This is a genomic window from Microbacterium halophytorum (genome assembly GCF_002970975.1).
Classification (GTDB): domain Bacteria; phylum Actinomycetota; class Actinomycetes; order Actinomycetales; family Microbacteriaceae; genus Microbacterium; species Microbacterium halophytorum.
In genome coordinates, this window is the sequence record NZ_PNFA01000009.1 from 124,263 (window position 1) to 151,207 (window position 26,945).

The window sequence follows — 26,945 nt, forward strand, 5'->3', positions numbered from 1 at the left end:
CAGCCTACTCTTTCCTATGCTACGTTGAACTCTCGCCTAGCTAAAGAAATTGAGGTCCACCCGTGGAGATGGTCGTTCTCGTCGACAGCGACGGTTCCCCTGTCGGCGCACAGAGCAAAGCGAGCGTGCACGGCGCCACCACCCCTCGCCACCTCGCGTTCTCCTGCCACGTCCTCGATTCGAATGGCCGCCTCCTCGTAACCAGGCGCGCGCTGGGCAAAAGGACGTGGCCCGGTGTCTGGACGAACGCGTTCTGCGGCCATCCGGGCCCCGGCGAGGACCTCCATGACGCAGTGCGCCGCCGTGCCGAGTTCGAACTCGGTCTCGCGATCGACAGCATCGTGTGCGCGCTTCCTGATTTCAGCTACTCCGCGCGCGACGCGTCGGGAATCGAAGAGAACGAGCACTGCCCGGTCTTCATCGCCACGGCTGTGTCACCGCTGTCACCGAACCCCGATGAAGTCGCCGAGCTCCGATGGACCAGCGTTTCGTCCCTGTCGATCGCGACCACGGCCGTTCCCTGGGCCTTCAGCCCGTGGTTGACAGCCCATTTTCCCGAGCTCCTCCCGTACCTCTCTCGTATCGCCACCGAGTCGAGGCGTCATGCTTGAACCGACGGCACGACTCGGCGACGTCTCTGTCGCATTCGAGAGACGCCTGATGGAGGTGATCGCGGAGCGGCGGGAGCGCTCGCGCGCCTTTGCGACGCCCTATGGTCAGTTGTGGGACTCCCTGGAGCGGATGGCACGGGGTGGGAAGAAGCTCCGGCCGAGGCTGCTGCTCGACGCGTACCAGGCGCTCGGCGGCATCGATGAGCGCGCGGCTCTCGACGCGGCGTGCGCCCTGGAGCTCCTCCACATGGCGCTCGTGATCCATGACGACGTGATCGACAAAGACCTCATGCGCCGTGGCGAGATGAACATCTCCGGGCGCTTCGCATCCGAAGCGATGCTGCGCGGCACGACCAGACGCAGTGCGAACGCCTGGGGAGAGGCGTCATCTCTTCTCGCAGGTGACCTGATGCTCACGCTGGCGCACTCGCTCCTCGCCCGCCTCGACCTCCCGGACGCCCAGAGGCAGATGGTGCTCGATATCTTCGACGACACCGTCTTCGAGAGCGCGGCCGGCGAGCATTACGACGTCTGGCTGAGTATGCACCTCGAGCCAGCAAGCCCGCGAGATGTGCTCGCGATGGTGGATCAGAAGACGGCAGCCTACTCGTTCCAGGCCCCGCTCGCCCTGGCTGCTGTGCTGGTGGGAGCTTCGGCAGGTCTCCGAGAGGAGCTGGCGGCCATCGCTCGCCAGATCGGCGTCATCTACCAGTTGCGCGACGATGTCCTCGGGCTGTTCGGCGACGAGCGCGAGACGGGAAAGTCCATTCTCAGCGACCTGCGCGAGGGCAAGGAGACCCTCCTGATCGCCTACGCCCGTTCCGACGACGCCTGGGCCGAGGTCGAACCGCTCTTCGGCGACGAAGCACTCAGCCCCGCTGGTGGGCATCGACTGCGTCGAGTCGTCGAGGAGTCGGGAGCACTCGTCTTCGTGGAGTCCCTCATCGCCGAACGGAGCGAGAGCGTGCTCCGACTGATTCAGGAGACCTCTCTGCCCGATGCACTGCGTGAGCAGTTGGCCGTTGCCGTCACCGTCTGCAGCACCCGCGCCTCATGACCGCCACAGGCCTGGAACTGTACAGCTCCACGGCGGAGGAGAGCTCCGCCGTGGTCATCCGGCGCTACTCGACGTCCTTCGCGTGGGCCAGTCGTCTGCTCGGCGTTCCCCTGCGAGACCACATCGCGCGCATCTATGCGCTCGTCCGCATCGCCGACGAGTTGGTCGACGGGCCGGCGGAGACCGCAGGAGTCGACAAGGCAACGCGACACCTGCTGCTCGACGAGCTCGAGGCGGAGACGGAACGAGCTCTCCGGCTCGGCTTCAGCACCAATCTCGTCGTGCACGCCTTCGCATCAACTGCGCAAGCACACGGCATCGACATGGACCTGTGCCGGCCTTTCTTCGCGTCGATGAGACGTGACCTCGAAGCCGCGACCTTCGACGCTGCGGAACTGGACGCGTATATCTATGGGTCTGCCGAAGTCGTCGGGCTCATGTGCTTGGCAGTGTTCGAACACGGCGTTGCCCGAAGGAACGATGAGCGCGAGCGACTGAACAACGGGGCCCGCCACCTCGGGGCGGCATTCCAGAAGGTGAACTTCCTCCGCGACTTCGCCGACGACCGCGACGGCCTCGGGCGCGCGTACTTTCCGGGCACCGAGCAGGAGTTGACGCAGCGCGCCAAGTCCGACATCGTCGCGTCGATCCGTGACGATCTGCGCATCGCCGATGACTCGATTCCGCTTCTCGCCTCGAGCGCCCGGGCATCCGTCTGGGCTGCGCGTGCGATGTTCGGCGAACTGACGGATCGGATCGATTCGACGCCGGTCTCCGTGCTCACGAAGGAACGCGTTCGCGTTCCCAACGCCGTCAAGGCGCGTATCCTCGCCCGCGCGCTCGGGATGAAGGCGATCCGGTGAACACATCATCATCGCGCGCGATCATCATCGGCGGAGGCGTTGCCGGGCTCGCCACGGCGTGCCTCCTCGCACGCAACGGCCACCGGGTCACGGTTCTCGAGAAGAACGGCGAGCTCGGCGGCAGGGCCGGCACGTGGGAGAGCGGTGGCTTCACCTTCGACACCGGGCCCTCCTGGTACCTCATGCCCGAAGTCTTCGACCACTTCTATCGCATGATGGGGACGACGACCGCGGACAGGCTGGATCTGGTTCCTCTGCAGCCCGGTTACCGGGTCTACGGCGAGCCTTCGGCAGTCGCCGCCGAGGGACCGATCGATGTCTGCTCCGGCGCCGATGCCGTCGCACGCATGTTCGAGGAGCGCGAGAACGGGGCCGGCGGGCGCTCACGCTCCTACCTCCGCTCGGCGTCCAAGACCTACCGCGCGGCGGTGGATTCTTTCCTGTACAACCCGCTTTCGTCGTGGCGCGATTTCGCCTCACGACAGGTTCTGGCATCAGCGCCCGCAGTCCTCCCCTTGCTGACGCGATCGCTGTGGTCGTTCGTCGGCCGCAGGTTCACCGATAATCGCCTTCGCCAGATCCTCGGGTATCCCGCCGTCTTCCTCGGCACGTCACCGTTCGAGGCGCCAGCGCTCTACCATCTGATGAGCCACATGGATCTGGTGGATGGTGTGAAGTATCCCCTCGGAGGCTTCCGTGCCTTCGTGAGCTCTCTCGTCGATCTCGCACGAGAGAACGACGTCGAACTGTTGACCGACAGCAGCGTCACCGCCGTTTCGAGCGAGAACGGTGCGGTGCGCACTGTTCGGTACGAACATGCCGGCCGAGCGATCGAGCTGGATGCCGACATCGTCGTCTCGGCGATCGACGAGCACCATGCCGAGACGGAGCTGCTCGCGGAATCGGACAGGTCCTATCGACCCGGGCGCTGGCAGCAGCAGGTCTCCGGGCCGAGCGCCGTGCTCGTGATGCTCGGCGTCGCGGGCGACCTGCCAGAGCTGCTCCACCACACCCTGTTCTTCTCCGATGACTGGCACGAGAACTTCGACGCGATCTTCGGGTCTCCGACGCGCGTGCCCGGCCGGCCCTCTCTCTACGTCTGCAAGCCGAGCGCGACCGACGACGGCGTCGCTCCCGCCGGGCACGAGAACCTCTTCGTGCTCGTTCCCCTCCCCGCCGATCCCGGCATCGGCTACGGCGGCACGGACGGCTCGGGGGACGAGCAGGTGAACGCGATCGCGGATGCAGCGATCGCGCAGATCGCGGCATGGGCGGGAGTACCCGATCTCGGCTCGCGCATCGTCGTGAGGCGCACGGTGGGGCCGGCAGACTTCGCCGCGGAATTCAACAGCTTCCGCGGCAGCGCACTCGGCCCGGCCCATACGCTGCGCCAGAGTGCGTTCCTCCGCGGCGTCACGAAGTCCCGCCGCGTCTCCGGACTGTTCTACGCCGGCGCGACATCCGTGCCGGGCGTCGGCCTGCCCATGTGCCTCATCAGTGCGGAGCTTGTTCTGAAGCACATTCGGGGAGACCACTCCCCCGGCCCCGTGGAGGTGACATGAGCGGCGTCTACGTGGCGTGCCTGCTCGTCAGCACGGCCTGCCTCATCCTGCTCGACGCCCGATTCGCGCTGGCCTTCGGGCGTCGTCCGGCGGCCACCTCCATCGCGCTCTTCCTCGGCGTCGCATTCTTCATGGCGTGGGACGCCGTGGGCATCGGCCTCGGAGTGTTCAGACACGTCGATTCGCGCTGGGCGACCGGCGTTCTGCTCGCGCCCGAGTTCCCCCTGGAGGAACTGCTCTTCCTGGTCTTCCTGACGTACCTCACGCTCATTCTGCTGAGCGGCTGGCAGCGATGGCGAGAGCGGAGGCGGCAACAGTGACCTATGCACTGATGTCGTTGCCGTTCATCGGTGCCGGTCTCGTCGTGTTCGTCGTCGGTGCCGTCCACGCCCACCGGCGCGGCAGCGCCCGCCGGTATCTCACCTCGTGGGCAGCGGCGACCGCCGCGCTGCTCGTGCTGACGGCAGTCTTCGACAACGTGATGATGGCGGCCGGGTTCTTCGGCTACGGCAGCGAGCAGATCTCCGGCCTGAGGCTCGTGCTGATGCCCGTCGAGGACTTCCTCTACCCCATTGCCGGCGCGCTGCTGTTGTCCGGCGTCTGGCAGTTGTTGGACGGACAACGCGGGCCGAGAGGACACAGCGATGACTGAGCGCAGGAGTCTGCTCCGGTCCCTCCTGGTCGCGTCCCGCCCCGTGAGTTGGATCAACACCGCCTATCCGTTCGCCGCCGTCTACATCCTGACGACCGGGCGGATCGATCTCACTCTGGCGGTCGGCACCGTCTTCTTCCTCGTGCCGTACAACTTGGCGATGTACGGCGTGAACGACGTCTTCGACTACGAATCCGACGTCGCCAATCCTCGGAAGGGCGGCGCCGAGGGCGCAAAGCTGCCACCCCGACTGCACCGGGCGACGCTCGTGTCGGCTGCTGTCCTGACGGCTCCGTTCGTCGTGGCGCTCGTCGTGCTCGGTTCCCAGCACCCGGCGTCATGGGCCGTGCTGGCCATCAGCCTCTTCGCCGTCGTGGCTTACTCCGCGCGAGGCCTCCGATTCAAGGAGATCCCCGTGCTCGATTCGGTCACTTCGAGCACGCACTTCGTCACACCAGCGCTCTACGCGCTCGCCCTCGCCGGCACGACGATCACGCCCGCGATCGCATTGACGATGATCGCCTTCTTCTGCTGGGGCATGGCCAGCCATGCGTTCGGCGCTGTGCAGGACATCCTTCCGGACCGAGACGCGGGCATCGCATCGATCGCCACGGCCTTCGGAGCGGCCGCCACCGTCAGGCTCGCCGTCGCGCTCTGGGCAACCGCAGGGGCGCTCATGCTGTTCACGCCGTGGCCCGCGAACCTCGCCGCCTTCGCCGCGCTCCCCTACATCATCAGCGTCGCACCGTATCTGACTGTCGACGATTCGCAGTCGGCGGACGCGAACCGCGCGTGGCGGCGCTTCCTCGCCATCAATTACGCGGTGGGCTTCGCGATCACCCTGCTGCTGATCTTCTGCGCTTCGGAGGGACTGTTCTCATGACGCACGTGCTCGTCACCGGCGCAACAGGCTACATCGGGGGTCGTCTCGTGCCGCAGCTGCTCGACGCAGGGCATGACGTCAGCGTGTACGTCCGCTCCCCCGAGAAGCTCGACGACGTGCCCTGGCGCGGTCGAGTGCGCCTCTGCACGGGAGACCTATCGGATGCCGACGCGACTCGTCGTGCGATGCACGGCGTGGACGTCGCCTTCTATCTGGTGCATTCGATGGCCTCTGGTCGAGACTTCATGCGGGCCGAGGCCGAAACTGCCGACTGCTTCGCACGATCGGCCGAAGCCGCGCACGTGGGGCGGATCGTCTATCTCGGCGGTCTTCACCCCGAAGGCACTGCCCTGTCCGACCATCTCGCGTCCCGCGCCACGGTCGGGCAACGATTCCTGGACTGCTCCGTGCCCGCCATCGTGTTCCAAGCGGGAATCGTGATCGGTTCCGGGTCCGCGTCCTTCGAGATGATCCGTCACCTCACCGAGGTGCTGCCGTACATGCCCGCGCCGCGCTGGGTGCGCAACTACGTCCAACCCATCGCGATCCGCGACGTGCTGCATTATCTGGTCAGCGCAGCGACAGCAGAAGGAGAGCTCAACCGCACCTTCGACATCGGTGGTCCCGACATCCTGCGCTACGGGCAGATGATGAACGGCTACGCCGTCGAAGCAGGGCTTCCTCAACGGCGCATCGTAGCACTCCCCGTCCTCACACCGTGGCTCGCCTCGCAGTGGGTGAGCCTCGTCAGCCCCGTCCCCCGACGAATCGCGGTCCCGATCATCGCGTCGATCCAGAGCGACTGCGTCATGAGGGAGCACGATATCGACGCGCACATCCCGCCGCCGGAAGCAGGATTGCTGTCCTACCGCTCCGCTGTTCGCCTGGCGCTGACCCGCGAGGCCGAAGGACAGGTGGAGACGAGCTGGCAGAACGCCACCGTGGCCGGCGCACCGAGCGATTCCCTCCCGAGCGACCCGGAATGGTCCGGCCATACCGTGCTGACGGACGTGCGGCAGCGGGACAGCACCGCATCCCCCGACGCCCTTTGGGACGTGATCGAAGCGATCGGCGGGGAGAGTGGCTGGCATTCCTTCCCGCTCGCTTGGGCCGCCCGAGGCTGGATCGATCGACTTGTCGGCGGCGTGGGTATGACGCGCGGACGACGGCACCCGACCCGTGTGAACAGCGGCGACGTCATCGACGTGTGGCGCGTGGAATCCATCGAGCGAGGACGCCTGCTGCGGCTGCGAGCCGAGATGCGACTGCCTGGCCGCGCCTGGCTCGAGCTGAGCGTCGAGCCGACGGACGAAGGCTGCCGCTACCAGCAGCGCGCGATCTACTTCCCGAGAGGCCTGTCGGGCCGCCTGTACTGGGGGGTGCTGCTGCCGTTCCACAGCATCATCTTCCCGGGCATGGCCACCAGCATTCTTCGCGAGGCCGAGCGCACGTCGGAAGCCGCGCGATGAGGCTCTGGTCCGTGCATCCCCGCTACTTCGACCGCCAGGCGCTCGTTGCGTGCTGGCGCGAAGGCCTCCTCGCGCAATCCGTGATCGCCGAACCCGGCCGAGGGTACTCGCGCCACCCCCAGCTTCGAAGGTTCCGGGAGGCGGCCGAGCCCCGCGCCGCGATCGGCGACTACCTCAGCGCGATCGTCGACGAGGCGGACGCACGCGGGTATCGGTTCGTCCGCGAGAAGATCCGGACGACGGGTTCGCCCGCGCAGCTGACGGTCGGCAGCGGACAGCTCGCCTACGAATGGGAGCACCTGCGCGACAAGCTGCGGCTCCGCAGCTCCGACGTGTGGGCGCGCTGGCAGAGCCTGGCCGTTCCCGAACCGCATCCGAGCTTCGTCGTGGTCGACGGTCCGGTCGCGGACTGGGAGAAGGTCACGGCGCGCGCTTCGGCGGAGCGGGCCCCTGTGCAGAGACATACCTATGAATCGGAGGACACACCACGATGAGCATCGCACCAGATCGAGCGGATCGACGCGAGACGAAGCCACCTGCCGCATCCGGCGCGCATTTGGAAGAGGGGGCGTCCGTTCCCTCGGCGACATCGGCCTCGCGCGGCGGCGCGGAACACAGCACTCAGCCGATGGCCTACGACGCGGTGCTGCTTTCGGGATTCGGCGGCCCCGAGGGCCAGCAGGATGTGCTGCCTTTCCTCAGGAATGTCACGCGCGGCCGCGGCATCCCGGACGACAGGCTCGAGGCCGTCGCCCACCACTACCGCGCGTTCGGCGGCGTCAGCCCCATCAACGAGCAGAATCGCGAGCTCAAGCGCGCTCTCCGCACCGCCCTCGCACAGGCAGGTCTTGATCTTCCGGTGTATTGGGGGAATCGCAACTGGGCGCCCTACCTCGATGAGGCCCTCGAGCAGGCCGCCAAGGACGGGGTCCGCACCATGATCGCCGTTCCGACGAGCGCGTACTCGTCGTACTCGTCGTGCCGCCAGTACCGCGAGGATTGGGCTGATGCGCTCGAAGCGAGCGGGCTGCAGTCAACCCTCCAGATCGACAAGGTCCGTCAGTTCTTCTCCCACCCCGGTTTCATCCAGCCGTTCATCGACGGGGTCCGCGAGGCGGTCGCGGCGGCGTTGCAGGCCGGTCACGACCCCGCGGCCACCGAAGTGCTGTTCTCTACGCACAGCATCCCGACGGACGACGCCGCACGGTCCGGAGCGGGCCTGTTCACCGGAGTCGAGGGCGGAGGCTATGCCGCACAGCACCTCGCCGTCGCGGAGGAGGTCATGGCGAAGGCGGCGCCGGGGCTCGCATGGCAGCTCGTGTACCAGTCGCGCTCGGGCCCCCCGTCGCAGCCCTGGCTCGAGCCGGACATCAACGATGCTCTGGAAGCGCTCCGAGGACGCACGGCCGTCGTCGTGGTTCCGATCGGGTTCGTGAGTGATCACATGGAGGTGATGTGGGATCTCGATACCGAAGCCCACGAGACGGCATCGCGCCTGGGCCTGTGGTTCGCACGGACGCCGACGCCGGGGACCCACCCGGACTTCGTCGATGCGCTGGTGGACCTCGTGCAGGAGAGGATCGCGGGTCGCGCCGCAGGCGAACGCGCGAACGCGACAAGCATCGGACCGTGGTTCGACGTGTGCCGCCCCGGCTGTTGTGAGAACCCCCGCCTCGGCTTCAAGCCGGCGATCGCCGGCTTGCAACCGTAGCCGGACTCGTATCGAGTCGAGCATGCCCGGAGGCCTCGGATCGCATGACCGCGGTGCGTCTCCGGCCAGGCATCGGTATATTGAGGCGGTCGCCGGCAGCGCCCGCCGGACCGCCCGTTGCCGGCGCCGCGCGCCGCCGATCGCCTGGAGCGCCCGTGACCAAGACCCCCGCCGTCGACCGCCCGTTCGTGCCGGGCGCATGGTGGTGGTTCGCCATCGTGCCCCTGCTCGTGATGCCGATCGCGATCTACGGGTTCGCCGGGGCGCTCATGGGGATCGTCACGGTCGGCCTGCTCGCGTCGATCACGGCGCTCGCGACGAAGCGCGGCGGCGTGTTCCGGTTGCCGTCGCGCGCATGGGGTTGGAGCGTGCTCGTCGCGTCGATCGCTCTCACAGTGCCCGCGGGCGCGCTGTTGCCCGACCCGCCCGCGGCACCCATCGCCGCCGAGCGCGAGGCGTCGCCGACTCCCGACCCCATGCCCACCGCGGAGTCGCCGTCGCCCGAACCGGAGCCGACGCCGAGCGCGGAGCAGACGCCCTCCGAAGAGCCGACGGCCGAGCCGGATGCTCCCGCCGACGGCACCGGGTCATCCGGAACCGACGACGCGGACCCCGGCACGGCGCTCGCGCTGCTCGGCACGCTCGCGGTGAAGGGCACGGCGCCCGAGACCGGATACGACAGGGTCGGCGACTTCGGGGAGTCGTGGCTCGACGTCGACGGGAACGGGTGCGATACGCGCAACGACATCCTGCAGCGCGACCTCGCGAACGAGGTGCTGGACGGCGCGTGCGTCGTGCTGTCCGGCGACTTCGTCGACCCCTACACGGGCGCGTCGATCGACTTCGTGCGGGGCATCGACACCTCGCGCCTCGTGCAGATCGACCACGTCGTCGCGCTGAAGGACGCCTGGCGCACGGGGGCGCAGCAGCTCTCGCAGGAGGCCCGCATCGCACTCGCGAACGACCCCGTCAACCTGCTCGCCTCCGACGGCTCGACGAACGCGTCGAAGGGCGCATCGAACGCCGCGAGCTGGCTGCCGCCGAACAGGGCGTTCCGCTGCGAGTACGTCGCGCGGCAGATCTCGGCCAAGGCGAAGTACGGCCTGTGGGTCGTGCCGCCCGAGCGCGACGCGATGGAGCGCGTCCTGTCGTCGTGCCCCGAGCAGCCCGCGTTCGCGTCGGCGGACGACGGCCCGCGGGTAGACCCGACGCCGCAGGCGCCCCCGGCCGAGCAGCCCGCCCCGCAGGAACCCGCGCCGCCGCGGGAGCCGGCCGCGCCGGAGCCGCCGGCCGCCGACGTGTCGTACGAGAACTGCACGGCGGTGCGCGACGCGGGCGCCGCCCCGATCCGTACGGGCGACCCGGGGTACAGCCGACAGCTCGACCGGGACGGCGACGGCATCGCCTGCGAGTAGCCGCCCCCTCGGGCATACTGGCCTCGGACACGACCACGGCGAAGGGGCCCGGATGACCAGGACAGCAATCGTGACCGGTGCCGCGCGGGGGATCGGCGCCGCCGTCGCCGCGCGGCTCGCCGCCGACGGGAACGCCGTCGCGGTGCTCGACCTCGACGAGGCGGCATGCGCCGACACGGTCGAGGCGATCCGCGAGGCGGGCGGTTCCGCGGTCGCGGTGGGCGCCGACGTGACAGACGCGGAATCGGTCGCGACGGCCGTCGAGCGCGTCGCGGCCCAGCTCGGGGCGCCGACGATCCTCGTCAACAACGCCGGCATCCTGCGCGACAACCTGCTGTTCCGGATGAGCGAGGACGACTGGGACGCCGTGCTCACGGTGCACCTGCGCGGTGCGTTCCTGATGAGCCGCGCGGTGCAGGCGCACCAGGTCGAGGCCGGCTGGGGCCGCATCGTGAACCTCTCGAGCACGTCGGCGCTCGGCAGCCGCGGGCAGGCGAACTACTCAGCGGCGAAGGCCGGGATGCAGGGCCTCACCAAGACGCTCGCGATCGAGCTCGGCCGCTTCGGCGTGACGGCGAACGCCATCGCGCCCGGCGTCATCGAGACCGAGATGACCGGCGCCGTCGCCGACCGGCTCGGCGTCACCCGCGAGGAGTTCTTCACCGAGGCCGCGAAGGACGTCCCCGTCGGCCGCGTGGGCACCCCGGCCGACATCGCGAACGCCGCGTCGTTCTTCTGCTCCGAGGCCGCGGGCTACGTCAGCGGCCAGGTGCTGTACGTCGCCGGCGGCCCCAGGGCGTGACGCCGCGCAGGATCGAGGAAGCCCGGCGGTTCCGCGGTGCCTCCGCAATATCGAGGAGCCGCGGCAACATCGAGGACGAATGGGCCGAATCCCTCCTCGATCCTGCGGAATCTCCTCCGGGATGCGCCCTGGCCGGGCTCAGGCATCCTCTGCGGCCCGCAGCTGCCTGCGCCGGAGCACCCGGCTGACGCCCCACCCCGCCGCGGCGAGCGCGAGCACCGCGATCACGACCACGGCATCCGGCACGCGGTCGGCCGCCCGGCCCGCGGCCGCCTCGAGCGCGATCTGCTCGCTGGCGCCGAGCACGCCCGTGAGCGCGGCTGTGCCGTCCGTGACGAGCAGCAGCATGCCGAGCGCGATCGTGACGGCGCCGCTGACGATGCCCGTCCAGGTGTTGCGCCACGGGCCGATCCGGAGCTCCCGCGGCCTGACGAAGCGCTTCACGAACGGAAGGCGGCCCCACACGAGCGCGAGCACGAGCAGCGGTGCGGCCATGCCCGCCGCGAAGAAGAGCAGCACGAGGCCGCCGTACAGGGCGCTCCCGCTCACCGCCGCGACGGTCAGCACGGCGCCGAGCAGCGGGCCCGCGCAGACGCCCGCGAGGCCGTACACGGTGCCGAGCGCGTAGACGGCGACGCCGGATGTCCCCTCCGCCGCCGAGCCGCCGCGGAGGAACGGGAGCGGCACGTTCAGCAGCATGATCGCGCCCAGCACGATCACGATGATGCCGGCGATCGTCACGAGCAGCTCGCGGTTCGCGTTCACGAAGGCGCCGAGCGTGCCGGCGAGCACGCCGAGCGGCACGAGGGTCGTGATCAGGCCCAGGTAGAAGACGCCGGTGCGCGCAACGAGCTGGCTCGGCCGCGAGAACGCGTAGGAGAAGAACGCCGGCAGCAGCATGACCGAGCACGGGCTCAGCAGCGTCAGAAGCCCGCCGACGAACGCCCCGAGGAAGCCGATGCCCACGGGCTACTCCGCCCCGGCGATCGCTTCGTCGAGGAAGTCCCGGAACACGTCGAGCGGCTGCGCGCCCGCGACCGCCGTCTCGCCCGCCACGAAGAACGGCACGCTGTTGACGCCCAGCCGCTGCGCGTACTGCGTGCTCTCGTCCGCCGCGGCGCGCAGCTCGGGGGAATCGAGGTCGGCGGCGAACCGGTCGAGGTCGGGCACGCCCGCGTCTTCTGCGAAGGCGATGAGCTTCTCGCGGGGCATGTCCGGGTGGCCGCTCTCGGGCGCCGCGGCATATGCGGTGCGGAGGTATTCGAAGAACTTCCCCTGCTCCCCCGCGGCGCGCGCCGCGACGGCGGCCTCGGCCGACTCCTCGCCGAAGAACGCCACGTCGTTCACCTCGAGCCGTACCTTGCCCGCGTCGACGTACTCCTCGACGATCGTCGGGAGCGAGTCGACGCTGAACGCGGCGCAGAACGGGCAGCGCATGTCGGTCCATTCCACGAGCACGACGGGCGCGTCGACGTCGCCGATCGCCATCGGGTCGCCTTCCTCGCGGCGCACGTACGGGCCCTCGGCGGCGGTCTCGGCGGCGGCGGAGCCTCCGTCGGCCTCGGCGCCGGTGTCAGGGCTCGCCGCCGGCTGCTCCGCGCTGTCGCGCTGCGCCGCATCCGGCGCATCCCCCGACGAGCCGCCGGAGGTCAGCTGACCGACGACCACGATGATCGCGAATGCGCACACGAGGCCCGCGCCGATCAGCCACCGCCTCGCCGTGCGGGACGGGCGCGTGCGCTGCGCTGCGGTTCGGTCGGTCTGCTCGGCCATGCGCCTAGGATACAAGCGGTGTACGACAGGCGCCCACGCGCGGGCACGCCCACGGCCGCCGGCAGGTGCCACATGTATCCTTCCGACAGGGAGAGCGGGGACAGCACATGGCCGAGCAGAGCGCAGCGGAACGGGCGTACACGACGATCCGCGACGACGTCCTCGAGGGGCGCCGCCTGCCGGGCGAGATGCTCGGCGAGGCCTCGCTCGCGGCCGACCTCGGCGTGAGCCGCACCCCCGTCCGCGCCGCCCTCGTGCGCCTGCAGGACGAGGGCTGGATCGCGATCTACCCCAAGCGGGGCGCGCTCGTGCAGGGCATGACACCCGAGCAGTCGGCGCAGCACGCCGACGCGCGGCTCGTGCTCGAGACGACGGCGGCGGGCCGCGTCGACCCCGCGAGGCGCGACGAGTGCGCCGACGCGCTGGCCGCCACGATCGAGGCGCAGACCGAGGCCTGCCGCGCCCGCGATGCGCGCCGCTTCATCGACCTCGTCCTGGCGTTCCACCGCGGCTTCGTCGTCGCCGGCGGCAGCGAGGTGCTGCTCGAGCTGTACGACCGCCTCGCCGACCGCCATCGCTATCTGCTCTTCGCCTGCGGCGAGCACCTCCTCGGCCGCTGCGAGGAGATCATCGACGAGCACCGCCGCCTCATCGCGCACCTCCGGGCCGGCGACGTCGAGGCCTTCGCCGACACCCTCCGCGGCCACATCGCCGAGAGCGGGCACCTCCCGGCCGAGCCGCCCTCGCTCGCGGGCGTACTGGCCACGGCGCCGCCCACTGCCTGAGCCCGGGGCCACCGCCCTGGCCGCGCATGGGTCCGACCGCCCCGGCCCTTCCCCTGTCCCATCGCGCGCGCCAGCCGCGACGCCGCCCGGAGGCGGTGCCGCCCGCATCCGCCCCCCTGCCACCTCGCCTCGCACCTCCTGCACAGCGGCGATCACTCGCATCCGATCCTTGGATACAAGTTGCGTGTAAGCTCGGTGCGGGCCCGGCTCCGCGCCGCTCCACGCGAGCGGCGCGCCGAGAGCGGGTGCGCCCGAACGGCAGAACCCGGATGATCGGGAACGAGCACGAGAGCGGCAGGAGACGATGAGCAGAGACGAGACGGCCCCGTCCGCACCGTCGCCCGCGCCCGCAGGGGCCGCCCGCCGCAGCGATGCGGCCGTGCAGCGACGCACCATGCTCGTGCTCGCCGTCGCGCAGGTCGTCGGCACCATCGGCGTCGGGATCGCGCCGTCGATCGGCGTGCTCCTGGCCGGGCAGGTCACGGACGACGAGGCCTGGGCGGGCCTCGCGCGCACCTCCAGCACGCTCGGCGCCGCGCTGCTCGGCCTCCCGCTCGGAACCCTGGCCGCCCGTCGCGGTCGGAGGGTCGCGCTCTCAACAGGGTGGTGGATCGCGGCATTCGGTGCGGGCCTGCTCGTCGTCGCGGCCCAGTGGAGCGAACCGTTCACACTGTTCCTGGGGCTCCTCGCGATCGGCGCCGGCAGTGCCGCGAGCCTGCAGTCGCGGTTCGCCGCGACCGATCTCGCCGACCCGAAGCACCGGGGGCGATCGCTCGCCCTGATCGTGTGGGTCGGCACGATCGGCAGCGTCCTCGGCCCCAACCTCGGCGTCCCCGGCGAGGCCGTCGGGCGCGCGACGGGCCTGACGGTGTTCGCTGCCGCGTTCCTCATCGCTGCCGTGTGTCTCGCGCTCGCGGGCGTCCTCGTGCTCCTGCTCCTCCGCCCCGATCCCCTGCTCCGGCGCCAGGCCGCCGTTGCCGCGGCCTGCGCCGCCGACCCCCGGGCGCCCGTGCCGGATGACCGCGCGGCATCCGGAGCCGCCGAGAAGCCTCGGCGCGGCGACAGGGTCCGCCGGATCTTCGCCGAGATGCGCCGCAACCCCACGGCGCGGCTCGCGCTCATCGGCATCCTGACGGCCCAGGTCGTCATGGTCGCCGTGATGACGATGACGCCCGTGCACATCTCGCACGAGGGCGGCTCCCTCACGCTCGTCGGCATCACGATCAGCCTGCACGTCGTCGGCATGTATGCGCTGGCCCCGCTCGTCGGCATCGCCGCCGACCGGCTCGGCGCGCGCTCCGCGATGGGCTTCGGCGTCGTCGTGTTCGCCGCTTCGCTCGCGATCGGGGCGCTGCGGCCCGGCGACATGGGCTGGATGATGGCCTCGCTCATCCTGCTCGGCGTCGGCTGGTCGTTCGTCAACGTCGCCGGCTCGGCGCTGTTCAGCACGGCGGTCTCCGAGTCCACCCGCGCAGCATCGCAGGGCGGCATCGACGCGCTCGCGAACCTGTGCGGCGCAACGGCCGCGTTCGCGGCGGGCCCCCTCCTCGCTGCGACGAGCTTCTCCGTGCTCTCCGTCGTCTCGGCGGTCCTGCTCGTTCCGTTCACCGCACTCCTGATCCTCTCGACGAAGGGACATCGCTCATGACCACTCGAAACCTCACCCTGCAGGAGTTCGACGCGACCATCGATGCCGACGGCATCGTGCTCGTCGACTTCTGGGCCGAATGGTGCGGCCCGTGCCGCCAGTTCGCGCCGGTCTTCGAGGCGGCCTCCGAGCGCCACGCCGACGTGACGTTCGCGAAGGTCGACACGGAGGCGGAGCGCGAGCTCGCCGCCATGGCGCAGATCACCTCGATCCCGACGCTGATGGTGTTCCGCGACGGCATCGGCATCTTCTCGCAGCCGGGTGCGCTGCCGGCGCAGGCCCTCGAGTCGGTGATCGAGCAGACCCGCGCGCTCGACATGGACGAGGTGCGCAAGCAGCTCGCCGCCCAGGAGCAGGCCGAGCGCAGCGGCGACTGACGGGGCGCTCGCCCCATCCGGCACTCGCCCGCCTGTTAGCGTGGCGCCATGCCCGTCTTCGACCACCTCGGCGCGTCGGTCCTGGATCTGCCCCGCGCGATCGCGCAGTTCGACCCGATCCTCACCGCCCTCGGCTTCGAGAAGACCGAGATCGACGGCTCCGTTTCGTGGTACCGCGACGGCGAGCCGGAGTTCATCCTCTTCCCCGTTCGCGAGGACGAGACCGGGCCGCACGTGCACGGGCGCGTCGGCTGGCAGCACCTCGCGTTCGCGGTCGGAACGCCGGATGAGGTGGACCGGCTGCACGCGATCGCCGAGGCGGCCGGCTGGACGACCGTGCGAGCCCCGAAGCCGTACCCGCGCTTCACGGAGCGGTACTACGCCGCCTTCGTCGAGGACGACAGCGGCATCCGGATCGAGTTCATGTTCAACCCGCCCTCCGCGTAGCGCCGGGGCGCCGCGGCGCCCGCGGGCCGTCGTCGTACGATGAGCCGAGCAGAATCGGCACAGACGCGCGCAAGGAGCACCGATGACGGAGCACAAGAACGACCCGCACGAGGCCCTGCGCGCGGCGCGCGACCTGCTCGTCGATGCCCGCACCGACTCCGCCCGGGCCGCCGCCGAGTTCTCGTGGCCGGATGTCGGCGAGCGGTTCAACTGGGCGATCGACTGGTTCGACCGGATCGCGCGCGGCAACGAGCGCACGGCGCTCCGGATCGCGGAGGAGGACGGCCGCGAGGCGGCGTACTCGTTCGACGAGCTCGCGACCCGCTCCGACCGCACGGCCCGCTGGCTCGAATCGCGTGGCATCGGCAGAGGCGACGCCGTGCTGCTGATGCTCGACAACCAGGTCGAGCTGTGGGAGGCGATGCTCGCCGTCATGAAGCTCGGCGCCGTGCTGGTGCCCACCACGACGGCGCTCGGCGCGGCCGACCTGGGCGACCGCCTCATCCGGAGCGACGCCAGGGCCGTGATCGCGAACCCCGCCGACACGGGCAAGTTCGCCGCGGTCGACGGCGACTTCCTGCGCGTGGCGATCGGGGCGGTCGACGGCTGGACCGACTACGCCGAGGCTCGGGGCCACGCGGACGCGACGCCGTTCGAGACGGTGACGGCCCCCGACGACCCGCTGCTGATGTACTTCACGTCGGGCACGACGCAGGCTCCGAAGCTCGTGCAGCACACGCAGTACTCCTACCCCGTCGGCCACCTGTCGACGCTGTACTTCCTCGGCCTCCGACCCGGCGACGTGCACCTCAACGTCAGCTCGCCCGGCTGGGCGAAGCACGCGTGGAGCAGCTTCTTCTCGCCCTGGCTGGCCGAGGCGACGATCTTCGTCCACAACCGGGCGCGCTTCAGCCCCGAGGCGCTGCTCGAGCAGATCGAGCGGGTGGGCGTCACGACGCTCTGCGCGCCGCCCACCGCGTGGCGCATGCTGGTGCAGCACCCCCTCGCGGGCCGCGCGACGTCGCTGCGCGAGATCGTCGGCGCGGGCGAGCCGCTGAACCCCGAGGTCATCACGCACGTGCAGCGCGAGTGGGGCCTGACGATCCGCGACGGGTACGGCCAGACCGAGACGACGGCGCAGGTCGGCAACGCGCCGGGCGCCGAGGTGCGCTTCGGGTCGATGGGCAAGCCGCTGCCCGGCGTCCCGGTCGTCCTGATCGACCCCGCGACGGGCGCCGAGGCCGAGGAGGGCGAGATCTGCCTCGACCTCTCGCGCAACCCGCGCAATCTGATGTCGGGCTACCGCGCCGACGCCGAGCGCACCGCCGCCGTGATGGCCGACGTGCTGTACCACACGGGCGACATCGCCTCGCGGGACGGCGAGGGGTACCTCACGTACGTCGGCCGCACGGACGACGTGTTCAAGTCATCCGGGTACAAGATCTCGCCGTTCGAGCTCGAGAGCGCGCTCATCGAGCACGCCGCCGTCGCCGAGGCCGCGGTCGTGCCGGCGCCGGACGCCACGCGGCACACGGTTCCGAAGGCATACGTCGCCCTGGCGTCCGGATGGGAGCCGGACGAGCGGACGGCGCTGGCGGTCCTGACGCACGCGCGCGATGCCCTCGCCCCGTACCTGCGCGTGCGCCGCGTCGAGTTCGCCGAGCTGCCGAAGACCATCTCGGGCAAGATCCGCCGCGCCGAGCTCCGCGCTCGCGAGGAGGCCGGCACCGGTGCCGACGGCGAGTGGCGCTACGAGGACTTCCCGGAGCTGAAGAGCGGGGCCTGACCGCCGCCGGACCCGCGAGGCCGTCCATCGAGCGCGAAGCGGCTGCGGGGGTCAGAGGTTCGCCGCGATGACCGAGTCGAACGCCTCGGCGAGCCCGGCCGCGACGGTCGCGCTGTCGCCGAGGTAGCCGTTGACCATCGCCCCGTCGCGGAGGAGCATCAACAGTCGCGCCGCGGCAGCTGCATCCCGCACGCCCGCCTCAGCCGCGATCTCAGCGAAGGCGCCGAGCATCCAGGCTCTGTGCTCCGCGACGGCTGCGCGCACTGGGTCGTTCGGGTCTGAGAACTCGGCGGCGGCGTTGATGAACGAGCAGCCCCGGAACCCGGGTTCGCAGCTCGCGTTGCCGATGCCGCGGGCGAGCGTGCGCAGCCACCCTGCAGGGTGGCCTGTCTCGCGCAGCGAGGCGTACCAGGCCCGCTCGCGCTCGCCCTGCAACGCGAGGTAGGCGACGACGAGGTCGCTCTTGCTCGGGAAGTGTCGGTAGAAGGTGACCTTCGTGATGCCCGCCTCCGCGATAACGCGGTCTGCGCTCGTGGCACGGATGCCGTCAGCATAGAACAGCTCGCTCGCGGCGTACAGGATGCGGTCCCGCGCCGAGGGCCCCGTGCTTCGACTCGCCATGTGCCGCTCCCTGTCGTCGTTCGATCGGCTTGCACCAGTGTACGAAGTAGTCTACCGTCGTCATGTAGACGAACTAGTACGTCTACTAAAATCCACATCCTAGGGAGAAGCCCATGGCCACCACGCTCTACACCACCACCGCAACGGCGACCGGCGCGGGTCGCGCTGGAGGCCGTGCCGTCACGGACGACGGTGCGCTGGACGTAACCCTCGCCGTTCCGACGTCCATGGGTGGCCCCGGCGGCGCGACGAACCCCGAGCAGCTCTTCGCCGCCGGCTGGGCGTCGTGCTTCCACTCCGCACTGAAGATGGTCGCGGCCCAGAAGAAGACCGAGCTCGCCGATTCCTCGGTGTCCGCGGACATCGCATTGGCCAAGACCGAGGACGGCGGCCTCGCGCTGAGCGCCGCGATGCGCGTACACATCAACGGAGTCGCGCAGGACGCGGCGGACGCCCTCGTCGCCGCGGCGCACGAGGTCTGCCCGTACTCGGTCGCAACCCGGGGCAACATCGCCGTCGACCTGACGACCACGGTCGCCTGAGCCGTGCCGGTTCCCTTCCGGCGCCCGCGCGATGCGGGTACGATCGCGTCGACGGCCTGCTGATCGCGCCCACCACCGGGCGCGATCAGGCGTCGTGACTTCCGCCGCTCGACCTCACGCGAAGCCGAAGGGAAACCGCCCATGACGACGAACGCCCCGGATGAGGCCGACTACGACCTGATCGTCATCGGAGGCGGGCCCGTGGGCGAGAACGTCGCCGACTTCGCCGCGAAGAGCGGCGTCCGCGCCGCGATCGTCGAGGGCGAACTCGTCGGCGGTGAGTGCTCGTACTGGGCGTGCATGCCGTCGAAGGCCCTGCTGCGCAGCGGGCACGCGATCCGCGCGGCCCGCCGCCTGCCCGGCGCGCGCGAGGCCGTGACGGGCGATCTCGACGCCGCCGCCGTGTTCGCGCGCCGCGACGAGTTCACGAGCGGGTGGAGGGACGACGGCCAGGTCGCGTGGCTCGACTCCGCCGGCATCGACCTGATCCGGGGCCGCGGGCGCCTCGTCGGGCGCGGCCGCGTGCAGGTCGGCGAGCGCGTGCTCACCGCGCGGGCCGTCGCCCTGGCGACGGGGTCGGTGCCGAATCCTCCCGCCGTCCCCGGGCTCGCCGAGTCGAGGGCATGGGGCACGCGCGAGATCACCTCGGCCGATCGCGTTCCGCGGAGCCTCATCATGTTCGGCGGCGGCGTCGCCGGCACCGAGATGGCGTTCGCCTTCTCGGCGCTCGGCTCCCGCATCACCGTGCTGTCGCGAGGCCCGCTGCTGGGCCGCGAGGAGCCCTTCGTCGGCGAGCTCCTCGCCGACGCGCTGGCAGCCGAGGGCGTGGACGTGCGCATCGGCGCCGTGCCCGAGCGCGTCGAGCGCGCAGCGGACGGCGCCGTCGCCGTCGAGCTGGCGGACGGGACGTCCGTGCGCGCCGACGAGCTGCTCGTCGCGACGGGGCGCCGCCCCGCGACCCGCGGGCTCGGGCTCGACGCCGTCGGCGTCGGCGAGGAGCTCTCGGTTGACGACACCATGCTCGTCGACGGCACCGACTGGCTCTACGCCGTCGGCGACGTAAACGGCAGGGCGCTCCTCACCCACCAGGGCAAATACCAGGCCCGCGCGGCGGGTGCCGCGATCGCCGCGCGCCTCACGGGCGGCGCCGTCCGCGCCGAGCCCTGGGGCGCGCACGTCGCGACGGCCGACCACGGCGCCGTTCCCCGCGTGGCGTTCACCGACCCGGAGGTCGCCGCCGTCGGGCTCACCGAGGCGAAGGCGCGCGAGGCCGGGCACGATGTGAAAACGGTCGAGTTCGACCTCGGCAGCGTCGCGGGCGCCAGCCTGCACGCCGACGGGTACACGGGGCGCGCGAAGCTCGTCGTCGACTCGTCTCGCGACGTCATCCTGGGTGCGACCTTCGTCGGCCAGGACGTCGCCGACCTCGTGCACTCGGCGACCGTCGCGATCGTCGGCGAGGTCGCAATGGACCGCCTCTGGCACGCCGTGCCGTCGTACCCGACCATCAGCGAGGTCTGGCTGCGGCTGCTCGAGGCGCACCGCAGCGCCGGCTGAACGCGGAGAGCACCGGGCCGTGCGTTCGCACGACCCGGTGCTCTCCGGTGCCCGCAGGGGCCTCTCGCCCATCCGGATGCGGCGCTCTCGCCGAGCGGCGCATCCGGAGAGCCTCAGCGGAAGCGGCGCAGCCGGAGGCTGTTCAGCACCACGAAGACCGAACTGAAGGCCATGGCGGCGCCGGCGAGCATCGGCGCGAGCAGGCCGAACGCCGCCAGCGGGATCGCCGCCACGTTGTACGCGAAGGCCCAGAACAGGTTGGTCCGGATGACGCCGAGCGTCTTCCGCGACAGGCGCACGGCGTCGCCGGCGACGCGCAGGTCGCCGCGCACGAGCGTGAGGTCGCTCGCCTCGATCGCGACGTCGGTGCCCGTGCCCATCGCCATGCCGAGGTCGGCCTGCGCGAGCGCCGCGGCGTCGTTGACGCCGTCGCCGACCATGGCGACGCTGCGCCCCTCGGCCTGCAGGGTCTTCACGACGTCGACCTTGTCGGCCGGGAGCACACCTGCGATCACCCGGTCGATACCGACTTCGGCGGCCACGGCGCGCGCCGGCTCCTCGGCGTCGCCCGTCACGAGGACGGGCTCGAGACCGAGCGCCCGCAGCTCGCGGACGGCTTCCGCCGACGAGGGCTTGATGCGGTCGGACACCGCGAGCACGCCGCGGGCCTTCCCGTCCCACGCGATCGCAACGACCGTCTCACCGCGCGCCGAGGCGGCGTCGAAGGAGGCTCGCAGCTCCGCGCCGAGCGGAGACGCCCAGTCGTCGAGGAGGCGCGGGCGCCCGATCACGACGGCGCGGCCGTCGACGATGCCCTGCGCGCCGAGCCCCTCGAGATTGCGGAAGTCGGTGACCGCTCCCGCCGCCTCGGACGCCTTCGCGATCGCGCGGGCGATCGGGTGCTCCGAACCCGACTCGATCGCGGCCGCGACGCCCAGCACCTCATCCGGGTCCTCCCCCGCGGCCGGCACGACGGACGTCAGCTCCATCCGGCCCTCGGTCACGGTGCCCGTCTTGTCGAGGACGATCGTGTCGATGCCGCGGGCGCGTTCGAGCGCGTCGGCGTCCTTGATCAGGATGCCGTTCTTCGCGCCCGTCCCCGTGCCCATCATGAGCGCGAGCGGCGTCGCGAGCCCGAGCGCGCACGGGCAGGCGATGATGAGGACGGCGACGGCGGCGGTGAACGCGGCCGCGGCCGGCTGGCCGAGCAGGAGCCACGCCGCGAGCGTGACGATGGCGAGGCCGATGACGATCGGGACGAAGATGCCCGAGATGCGGTCGGCGAGGCGCTGCGCCGCGGCCTTCGACGCCTGCGCGTCCTCGACGAGCTTGGCCATCTGGGCCAGCTGCGTGTCCTTGCCGACGCGCGTCGCGCGCACGACGATCAGGCCGCCCGCGTTGATCGTGCCGCCCGTGACGTTCGATCCGGGCGCGACCTCGACGGGCACCGGTTCGCCCGTGATCATCGACTGGTCGACGGCGCTGGAGCCCTCGACCACCGATCCGTCCGTCGCGATCTTCTCACCGGGGCGCACGACGAACTCATCGCCGACCGTCAGAGCGGTCGCGGGGATGCGCTCCTCGACGCCTCCGCGGCGCACCGCGACGTCCTTCGCGCCCAGGTCCAGCAGGGCGCGCAGCGCGTCGCCCGCGCGGAGCTTGCTGCGGGCCTCGATGTACCGGCCCGCGAGGATGAACGTCGTCACGCCCGCCGCGGCCTCGAGGTAGATCGAGCCTGACCCGTCGGCGTCGGTCGCGAGCAGCGACCAGCCGTGCGTCATGCCGATGTGCCCCGCCGTGCCGAAGAACAGCGCGTACAGGCTCCAGCCGAGCGCGGCGAGGGTGCCGACCGAGACGAGGGTGTCCATCGTCGCGGCGCCGTGGCGCAGGTTCGTCCACGCGGCCCGATGGAAGCCCCACCCGCCCCAGATCACGACCGGCACGGCGAGGGCCAACGAGACCCACTGCCATCCGGGGAACTGGATCGGCGGGATCATCGCGAGGGCGACGACCGGGACGCTCAGGATGATGCTGACGATCAGGCGGTTGCGCAGCGGGGTCAGGTGGTCTTCCTCGATCTGTTCGAGGGAGGCGCCGTAACCCGCGGACTCGACCGTCGCGATCAGGTCGTCCGTCGTGGTGCCGTCGTCGAAGGCGACGTGCGCCTTCTCCGAGGCGTAGTTGACCTGGGCGGTGACGCCGTCCATCTTGTTGAGCTTGCGCTCGATGCGGTTCGCGCACGATGCGCACGTCATGCCCTGGATGTCGAGCTCAAGCTCGGCCATGATGCCTCCATTATGCGGTGGTCGATGAAGATCTTCGGCGACCCGGATGCGGCGGCCCCGCCGGGTCGCGCCGGTTCAGCCGCGGTCGGCCGGTGCGGCGAGCGCATAGCCCGCCTCCTCGACCGCCGCGGCGACGGCGGCGTCATCCACCTGCTCGGCGGTGACGGTGAGGAGGCCGCTGGCGAGGTCGACGTCGACGCCGGAGACGCCGGGAACCTCGGAGACCTCCTCCGTGACGCTCATCACGCAGTGCTGGCAGGTCATTCCTTCGACGGTGTAGTTCTTCGTGGCCATGATGGGTCCTTCCCTCGGTGTGCCGTACATCGGTGACAACAGGATACCCCCCTGGGGTATTCCCGCACCAGCCCGAGATCTTCGATTCCGGGCGCGGCTGACGGGACGGACGCCGCCCTGAGCGGATCCGCGCCCGCCCTACGGACCGTCCCCCGCGGCGCGGCCGCCGCTCCCCGGTCCGGTCAGCGTGCCGCGGCCGCGTACCGCTCCGCCGCCGTCGCGACGCGCGTCTGGTAGTCGAGGGTGTCGTTGTACGAGCGGATGGCCCGGATCCACTGCTCGCCGTCGGCGAGGGTTCCGTCGAGCCGACACAGGTAGCGGGCCGCCGTCGCCGCCGCGTCGTCGATGCTGTGCGGGTCGGCACGGCCGTCGCCCGAGGCGTCGACGGCCCAGCGCGCCCACGTCTCCGGGATGAACTGCATCGGCCCCACCGCGCGGTCCCAGGCGGCATCGCCGTCGAAGGCACCGCCGTCGGTGTCGGGGATCGCCATCGTCTCGTTCGTGCCGTCGAGCGGGATGCCGACGATCGCCGGGCGCGCGACGCCGTCCGCGTCGATCGCACCGCCCTGCAGCGTGCCGTGGTGGCTCTCGACCCAGCCGATGCCCGCGAGCGTGTTCCAGCCGACGGCGCATCCCTCCGTGCCGGCGCCCACGTCTGCCGCGGCGTATGCGGCGAGCGCGCGCTCCGGGATGCCCGTCGCCTGCGCGGTCTCGGCGAGCCACGCGGGGTCGGCCGTTCCATCCTCGGCGGTCGGAGCGGCGGCGGGCGTCGCGACCTCGGCGCTCGTGCCGGAGTCGCCGGGGAAGCCGCCGGAATCGCGCGGCGCGAGCACGACCGTCGCGATCAGCGCCGCGACGCCGAGCACGGCCAGCAGCGCGATGGCACCGACGACGATGGCCGCGCCGACGGCGACCTTGGCCCCGCGCGTCGCTCCCACCGCACCATTGTCGCGCGCTCCCCCAGGGGAAAGCCGAGTGCGCCCTCAGCCCGACGCGCGGGAGACCGGCGCCCGCACGCCCGCGCCGGCGGGCCGCCCGCGGGTCACGTCGCGTTCCACAGGTTCCGGTAGTAGGCGGCGCGCACCGGATCCGGATCGATCCCGTACGCCTCGAGGAAGGCGTCGTCCCAGCCGGGCCCGTAATTCCATTCGAGGCTCATCGCCGACACCGCGATGTCGGCCCACCGGTCGCCGACGCCGAGCGAGCCGAGGTCGACGTGTGCGGCCCAGGCGCCGTCCTCGGAGAGCAGCGTGTTGGGCGCACAGGCGTCGCCGTGGCAGACCACGAGGCGATCAGCGCTCGGCGGTTCGCGCAGCTCGGCGGGCACGTCGATGCTCCGTGCCGCGGCGCGGGCGAGGCGCGAGGGAACGGACCAGTCGAAGGGGCATTCACCGACAGGGAGGGCGTCGTGCAGCGCACGCAGCCCGGCGCCGATCGCCCTCACCGCCGTTGCGGGCTCCGCGCTCCAGCGCGGCGCCACAGCCGATTCACCGCCGAACGCCTCGGTGACCAGCCATTCCTCATCCGGACTCTCGCCCTGTTCGACCACCTCCGGGACGGGCGTCCATCGGCCGGCCCAGGCCAGGCGGTCCGCCTCATCGGCCATGCTCGCTTCGTCGTGCCGCGGGCCGTGCTTGATGAACCGTCCGCCCGCACGCCACGTCACCCCGCCGAGCTGATTGAGCCACACGGGAACGAGGTCGGCGCCGCCCGCCAGGGCACGGACCCTCGGAGGAACGGGGAGGCCGCCGTCGGGAATGGTCACCCGCGCAGACTACACAGGCACGTCGCACCACCGCCCGCGGGTGAGGCCGGGCCGCCCCGGCCCGCCAGCGATGAGAGGCTGTGCTCACGGCATCGAGCGGCCGCCGGCCCGGCGTCGCTCAACGGCTTCGACCACCGCCGCCCACCGCACGACGAAGGAGAACTGATGGCAAGCACCATCGGGGAGATGCTCCCCCTCGCGCTCGGAGTCGCGATCAGCCCGATCCCGATCATCGCCGCCATCCTGATGCTGCTCTCGCCGAAGGCGCGCGTGACGAGCATCGGGTTCCTTCTCGGCTGGGTCATCGGCATCATCGCCGCCGTCACCGCGTTCACGCTGCTGTCGTCGGTGCTCCCGGAGAGCGACCCCGACGCCTCCAAGCCGATCCGGGGCGTCGTCCAGCTCGTCCTGGGCGCCCTGCTGTTCCTGCTGGCGCTGAAGCAGTGGCGGGGGCGCCCCGCACCCGGCGAGGAGGCCGCGCTGCCCGCCTGGATGAAGGCGATCGACACGTTCTCCTTCGTCGCCGCATTCGGCCTCGGTTTCCTGCTGTCGGCGCTGAACCCGAAGAACCTGATCATGGCCGCCGGGGCGGGCACCGACATCGGCGCGGCCGGACTGCCGACGGAAGCGGTCATCGTCGTGATCGCGGTCTACACCCTGATCGCGGCCTCGACCGTCCTGATCCCCGTCGCCGGATACCTCGTCGCCGCGCAGAAGCTCAGCGGCGCGCTCGACGCGCTGCGCGACTGGCTCACCAAGGAGAACGCAGTCATCATGACGGTGCTGCTGCTCGTGATCGGCGTCTCCCTGGTCGGCAAGGGCATCGGCAGCTTCTGACCGCGGCGGGCGGGGCGGGGATGTCGGGGTATCCCCCTTTCGGAGCGGGCCCGCGCGTCACTAGCGTGGGGCCGTGGACACACGGGCTGAGGACGCACCGCGCGCGCTGCGCGCCGTCATGGACGACCACATCGCACGGGGCACGGCACCGGGGATCTCGGTCACGACCGGCACCCCCGGCGGCGATATCGAGACGATCACGGCGGGTGACCTCGCGGCGGACGCGATCGTGCGCATCCAGTCGATGACGAAGCCCGTCACGGCGGTGGCGGCGCTGCGGATGGTGCAGGACGGGCGGTTGGGCCTGGACGATCCCATCGAGGCGTGGCTGCCCGAGCTCGCCGATCGCCGCGTGCTGCGCACGCCGACGTCATCCCTCGACGACACCGAGCCCGCCGAGCGGCCGATCACGCTGCGGCACCTGCTGACGAACACGTCGGGATACGGGATGATGACCGCCCCGTGCCCCCTGCAGGACGCGATGATCGCGAACCGGACGCAGGCGGGCCAGGAACCGGTCGAGCTCGGCGCGCAGGAGTGGCTGGAGGCCGTGGCGTCGCTGCCGCTCGCGTTCCCTCCGGGCACGGGCTGGCGCTACCACCACTCGTTCGGCCTGCTCGGCATCCTGCTCTCGCGCGTCGCGGGCGGCCCGCTCGAGGGGCACCTGCGCGAGTCGCTGTTCGAGCCGCTGGGCATGGCCGACACGGGGTTCGTCGTGCCGCAGGAGGACGCGCATCGCCTCCCGGCCGCGCACCGCCACGACCGCGACGGCGCGCTGGTGCAGTCGGAGCCCGCCGGCGCCGGCTTCTACGTCGCGCCGGCCGCGTTCGACCTCAGCCACGCGGAGCTCGTGTCAACGGCCGCGGACTATTCGGCCTTCGCGCACATGCTGGCCGACGGCGGACGGCATGGGGGCCGGACGATCCTCGATCCGGGCCTGCTCTCCCAACTGCGCACGGACCAGGTCCCGGATGCGGCCAAGGCAGCCGACAGCTTCTTCCCGGGGTTCTGGGACGGCACCGGGTGGGGATGGGGTGTGTCTGTGCTGACGTCGGGGCCGCACGCGGGGCGGTACGGCTGGTCGGGCGGCTTGGGAACCGACATGTACATCGACCCCGACGGGTCGTTCCTGGTCATCCTGACGCAGGTCGAGATGGGCCCCGAAGTGATGGGGCTGTTCGCGGACCTGCAGTAGTGGCCCCG

28 protein-coding genes are annotated in these 26,945 nt (G+C 71.1%); 21 read left to right on the forward strand and 7 right to left on the reverse strand.

The window, feature by feature from the left end; all coding sequences use genetic code 11:
• Nucleotides 1-68: 68 nt before the first annotated feature.
• The 12 genes from idi (at nt 69) to C0010_RS10805 (ending at nt 11,025) form a co-directional block, all read left to right on the forward strand.
• Nucleotides 69-611, forward strand: a complete 543-nt coding sequence (gene idi, locus C0010_RS10755) for an isopentenyl-diphosphate Delta-isomerase (RefSeq protein ID WP_105567181.1) — start codon at nt 69-71, stop codon at nt 609-611.
• Entirely contained in the window at nt 604-1,668 is a 1,065-nt protein-coding gene (locus C0010_RS10760; protein WP_105567081.1) for a polyprenyl synthetase family protein, read from the forward strand. Before idi ends, C0010_RS10760 begins: the two co-directional genes overlap by 8 nt.
• Nucleotides 1,665-2,531 (forward strand): phytoene/squalene synthase family protein, encoded by an 867-nt coding sequence (locus tag C0010_RS15145; RefSeq protein WP_174150292.1) that lies wholly within the window; start codon nt 1,665-1,667, stop codon nt 2,529-2,531. Before C0010_RS10760 ends, C0010_RS15145 begins: the two co-directional genes overlap by 4 nt.
• Nucleotides 2,528-4,093, forward strand: a complete 1,566-nt coding sequence (gene crtI, locus C0010_RS15150; protein WP_174150294.1) for a phytoene desaturase family protein — start codon at nt 2,528-2,530, stop codon at nt 4,091-4,093. Before C0010_RS15145 ends, crtI begins: the two co-directional genes overlap by 4 nt.
• Nucleotides 4,090-4,413, forward strand: coding sequence for a lycopene cyclase domain-containing protein (locus C0010_RS10770; RefSeq protein WP_105567082.1), 324 nt, complete (start codon nt 4,090-4,092; stop codon nt 4,411-4,413). Before crtI ends, C0010_RS10770 begins: the two co-directional genes overlap by 4 nt.
• Nucleotides 4,410-4,745: a lycopene cyclase domain-containing protein gene (locus C0010_RS10775; protein WP_105567083.1), complete on the forward strand. Its 336-nt coding sequence runs from the start codon at nt 4,410-4,412 to the stop codon at nt 4,743-4,745. Before C0010_RS10770 ends, C0010_RS10775 begins: the two co-directional genes overlap by 4 nt.
• The gene (locus C0010_RS10780; protein WP_105567084.1) at nt 4,738-5,628 is read left to right on the forward strand and encodes a prenyltransferase; all 891 of its coding nucleotides are present in this window, start codon (nt 4,738-4,740) and stop codon (nt 5,626-5,628) included. The genes C0010_RS10775 and C0010_RS10780 overlap by 8 nt, the downstream gene beginning before the upstream one ends.
• Entirely contained in the window at nt 5,625-7,097 is a 1,473-nt protein-coding gene (locus tag C0010_RS10785; RefSeq protein WP_105567085.1) for an SDR family oxidoreductase, read from the forward strand. Before C0010_RS10780 ends, C0010_RS10785 begins: the two co-directional genes overlap by 4 nt.
• Nucleotides 7,094-7,591: a pyrimidine dimer DNA glycosylase/endonuclease V gene (locus C0010_RS10790; protein WP_105567086.1), complete on the forward strand. Its 498-nt coding sequence runs from the start codon at nt 7,094-7,096 to the stop codon at nt 7,589-7,591. Before C0010_RS10785 ends, C0010_RS10790 begins: the two co-directional genes overlap by 4 nt.
• Nucleotides 7,592-7,725: 134 nt before the next feature.
• Nucleotides 7,726-8,808, forward strand: a complete 1,083-nt coding sequence (locus C0010_RS10795) for a ferrochelatase (RefSeq protein ID WP_408631081.1) — start codon at nt 7,726-7,728, stop codon at nt 8,806-8,808.
• A 155-nt stretch (nt 8,809-8,963) separates the two neighbouring features.
• Nucleotides 8,964-10,223, forward strand: coding sequence for a GmrSD restriction endonuclease domain-containing protein (locus tag C0010_RS10800; RefSeq protein ID WP_232531916.1), 1,260 nt, complete (start codon nt 8,964-8,966; stop codon nt 10,221-10,223).
• Between the two features lie 52 nt (nt 10,224-10,275).
• Nucleotides 10,276-11,025 (forward strand): SDR family oxidoreductase, encoded by a 750-nt coding sequence (locus C0010_RS10805; RefSeq protein WP_105567088.1) that lies wholly within the window; start codon nt 10,276-10,278, stop codon nt 11,023-11,025.
• Between the two features lie 138 nt (nt 11,026-11,163).
• Here C0010_RS10805 and C0010_RS10810 read toward each other — a convergent pair whose 3' ends face one another.
• Together C0010_RS10810 and C0010_RS10815 are read right to left on the reverse strand one after the other, a co-directional pair.
• Nucleotides 11,164-11,991 (reverse strand): cytochrome c biogenesis CcdA family protein, encoded by an 828-nt coding sequence (locus C0010_RS10810; RefSeq protein ID WP_105567089.1) that lies wholly within the window; start codon nt 11,989-11,991, stop codon nt 11,164-11,166.
• Between the two features lie 3 nt (nt 11,992-11,994).
• Nucleotides 11,995-12,798 carry a DsbA family protein gene (locus tag C0010_RS10815; RefSeq protein WP_105567090.1) on the reverse strand — a complete coding sequence of 268 codons (804 nt, stop codon included), beginning with the start codon at nt 12,796-12,798 and terminating at the stop codon, nt 11,995-11,997.
• Nucleotides 12,799-12,905: 107 nt separating this feature from the next.
• Here C0010_RS10815 and C0010_RS10820 point away from each other — a divergent pair, with 107 nt between their 5' ends.
• The 5 genes from C0010_RS10820 (at nt 12,906) to C0010_RS10840 (ending at nt 17,841) form a co-directional block, all read left to right on the forward strand.
• Nucleotides 12,906-13,583 (forward strand): GntR family transcriptional regulator, encoded by a 678-nt coding sequence (locus tag C0010_RS10820; protein ID WP_105567091.1) that lies wholly within the window; start codon nt 12,906-12,908, stop codon nt 13,581-13,583.
• A gap of 304 nt (nt 13,584-13,887) precedes the next feature.
• On the forward strand, nt 13,888-15,231 hold the full coding sequence (locus tag C0010_RS10825) for an MFS transporter (RefSeq protein WP_105567092.1): 1,344 nt from the start codon (nt 13,888-13,890) through the stop codon (nt 15,229-15,231).
• Complete coding sequence (trxA, locus tag C0010_RS10830; protein ID WP_105567093.1) at nt 15,228-15,608, forward strand: thioredoxin; 381 nt, start codon at nt 15,228-15,230, stop codon at nt 15,606-15,608. The genes C0010_RS10825 and trxA overlap by 4 nt, the downstream gene beginning before the upstream one ends.
• A gap of 48 nt (nt 15,609-15,656) precedes the next feature.
• A complete protein-coding gene (locus C0010_RS10835) occupies nt 15,657-16,055 on the forward strand; it encodes a VOC family protein (RefSeq protein ID WP_105567094.1) in 399 nt (132 codons plus the stop codon).
• Nucleotides 16,056-16,137: 82 nt separating this feature from the next.
• A complete protein-coding gene (locus tag C0010_RS10840) occupies nt 16,138-17,841 on the forward strand; it encodes an AMP-binding protein (RefSeq protein WP_105567095.1) in 1,704 nt (567 codons plus the stop codon).
• A 51-nt stretch (nt 17,842-17,892) separates the two neighbouring features.
• Here C0010_RS10840 and C0010_RS10845 read toward each other — a convergent pair whose 3' ends face one another.
• On the reverse strand, nt 17,893-18,462 hold the full coding sequence (locus C0010_RS10845) for a TetR/AcrR family transcriptional regulator (protein WP_105567096.1): 570 nt from the start codon (nt 18,460-18,462) through the stop codon (nt 17,893-17,895).
• Between the two features lie 113 nt (nt 18,463-18,575).
• On the opposite strand from C0010_RS10845, the gene C0010_RS10850 reads away from it, so the two are divergent.
• Together C0010_RS10850 and C0010_RS10855 are read left to right on the forward strand one after the other, a co-directional pair.
• Complete coding sequence (locus C0010_RS10850) at nt 18,576-19,004, forward strand: Ohr family peroxiredoxin (RefSeq protein WP_105567097.1); 429 nt, start codon at nt 18,576-18,578, stop codon at nt 19,002-19,004.
• Nucleotides 19,005-19,145: 141 nt separating this feature from the next.
• Nucleotides 19,146-20,561: a dihydrolipoyl dehydrogenase family protein gene (locus C0010_RS10855; protein ID WP_105567098.1), complete on the forward strand. Its 1,416-nt coding sequence runs from the start codon at nt 19,146-19,148 to the stop codon at nt 20,559-20,561.
• Between the two features lie 113 nt (nt 20,562-20,674).
• On the opposite strand, the gene C0010_RS10860 is transcribed toward C0010_RS10855, so the two are convergent.
• From C0010_RS10860 to C0010_RS10875, 4 genes are all read right to left on the reverse strand, one after another.
• The gene (locus C0010_RS10860) at nt 20,675-22,846 is read right to left on the reverse strand and encodes a heavy metal translocating P-type ATPase (RefSeq protein ID WP_105567099.1); all 2,172 of its coding nucleotides are present in this window, start codon (nt 22,844-22,846) and stop codon (nt 20,675-20,677) included.
• A gap of 75 nt (nt 22,847-22,921) precedes the next feature.
• Nucleotides 22,922-23,140 carry a heavy-metal-associated domain-containing protein gene (locus C0010_RS10865; RefSeq protein WP_105567100.1) on the reverse strand — a complete coding sequence of 73 codons (219 nt, stop codon included), beginning with the start codon at nt 23,138-23,140 and terminating at the stop codon, nt 22,922-22,924.
• Nucleotides 23,141-23,322: 182 nt separating this feature from the next.
• Nucleotides 23,323-24,078 carry a lytic transglycosylase domain-containing protein gene (locus C0010_RS10870; RefSeq protein ID WP_105567101.1) on the reverse strand — a complete coding sequence of 252 codons (756 nt, stop codon included), beginning with the start codon at nt 24,076-24,078 and terminating at the stop codon, nt 23,323-23,325.
• Between the two features lie 104 nt (nt 24,079-24,182).
• Complete coding sequence (locus C0010_RS10875; RefSeq protein ID WP_105567102.1) at nt 24,183-24,905, reverse strand: aminoglycoside 3'-phosphotransferase; 723 nt, start codon at nt 24,903-24,905, stop codon at nt 24,183-24,185.
• A 165-nt stretch (nt 24,906-25,070) separates the two neighbouring features.
• Between C0010_RS10875 and C0010_RS10880 the strand changes: the two genes are divergently transcribed.
• A complete protein-coding gene (locus tag C0010_RS10880) occupies nt 25,071-25,742 on the forward strand; it encodes a GAP family protein (protein WP_105567103.1) in 672 nt (223 codons plus the stop codon).
• 73 nt (nt 25,743-25,815) lie between these two features.
• Nucleotides 25,816-26,937 carry a serine hydrolase domain-containing protein gene (locus tag C0010_RS10885; protein ID WP_232531917.1) on the forward strand — a complete coding sequence of 374 codons (1,122 nt, stop codon included), beginning with the start codon at nt 25,816-25,818 and terminating at the stop codon, nt 26,935-26,937.
• Nucleotides 26,938-26,945: the final 8 nt, after the last annotated feature.

Coding starts and splice junctions, on each gene's coding strand:
- C0010_RS10850 (WP_105567097.1), top strand. CDS start 18,576: ATGGCCACCACGCTCTACACCACCACCGCAACGGCGACCGGCGCGGGT.
- C0010_RS10780 (WP_105567084.1), top strand. CDS start 4,738: ATGACTGAGCGCAGGAGTCTGCTCCGGTCCCTCCTGGTCGCGTCCCGC.
- C0010_RS10880 (WP_105567103.1), top strand. CDS start 25,071: ATGGCAAGCACCATCGGGGAGATGCTCCCCCTCGCGCTCGGAGTCGCG.
- C0010_RS10815 (WP_105567090.1), bottom strand. CDS start 12,798: ATGGCCGAGCAGACCGACCGAACCGCAGCGCAGCGCACGCGCCCGTCC.
- trxA (WP_105567093.1), top strand. CDS start 15,228: ATGACCACTCGAAACCTCACCCTGCAGGAGTTCGACGCGACCATCGAT.
- C0010_RS10865 (WP_105567100.1), bottom strand. CDS start 23,140: ATGGCCACGAAGAACTACACCGTCGAAGGAATGACCTGCCAGCACTGC.
- C0010_RS10860 (WP_105567099.1), bottom strand. CDS start 22,846: ATGGCCGAGCTTGAGCTCGACATCCAGGGCATGACGTGCGCATCGTGC.
- C0010_RS10825 (WP_105567092.1), top strand. CDS start 13,888: ATGAGCAGAGACGAGACGGCCCCGTCCGCACCGTCGCCCGCGCCCGCA.
- C0010_RS10845 (WP_105567096.1), bottom strand. CDS start 18,462: ATGGCGAGTCGAAGCACGGGGCCCTCGGCGCGGGACCGCATCCTGTAC.
- C0010_RS15145 (WP_174150292.1), top strand. CDS start 1,665: ATGACCGCCACAGGCCTGGAACTGTACAGCTCCACGGCGGAGGAGAGC.
- C0010_RS10835 (WP_105567094.1), top strand. CDS start 15,657: ATGCCCGTCTTCGACCACCTCGGCGCGTCGGTCCTGGATCTGCCCCGC.
- C0010_RS10855 (WP_105567098.1), top strand. CDS start 19,146: ATGACGACGAACGCCCCGGATGAGGCCGACTACGACCTGATCGTCATC.
- idi (WP_105567181.1), top strand. CDS start 69: ATGGTCGTTCTCGTCGACAGCGACGGTTCCCCTGTCGGCGCACAGAGC.
- C0010_RS10760 (WP_105567081.1), top strand. CDS start 604: ATGCTTGAACCGACGGCACGACTCGGCGACGTCTCTGTCGCATTCGAG.
- C0010_RS10805 (WP_105567088.1), top strand. CDS start 10,276: ATGACCAGGACAGCAATCGTGACCGGTGCCGCGCGGGGGATCGGCGCC.
- C0010_RS10770 (WP_105567082.1), top strand. CDS start 4,090: ATGAGCGGCGTCTACGTGGCGTGCCTGCTCGTCAGCACGGCCTGCCTC.
- C0010_RS10790 (WP_105567086.1), top strand. CDS start 7,094: ATGAGGCTCTGGTCCGTGCATCCCCGCTACTTCGACCGCCAGGCGCTC.
- C0010_RS10840 (WP_105567095.1), top strand. CDS start 16,138: ATGACGGAGCACAAGAACGACCCGCACGAGGCCCTGCGCGCGGCGCGC.
- C0010_RS10820 (WP_105567091.1), top strand. CDS start 12,906: ATGGCCGAGCAGAGCGCAGCGGAACGGGCGTACACGACGATCCGCGAC.
- C0010_RS10795 (WP_408631081.1), top strand. CDS start 7,726: ATGGCCTACGACGCGGTGCTGCTTTCGGGATTCGGCGGCCCCGAGGGC.
- C0010_RS10785 (WP_105567085.1), top strand. CDS start 5,625: ATGACGCACGTGCTCGTCACCGGCGCAACAGGCTACATCGGGGGTCGT.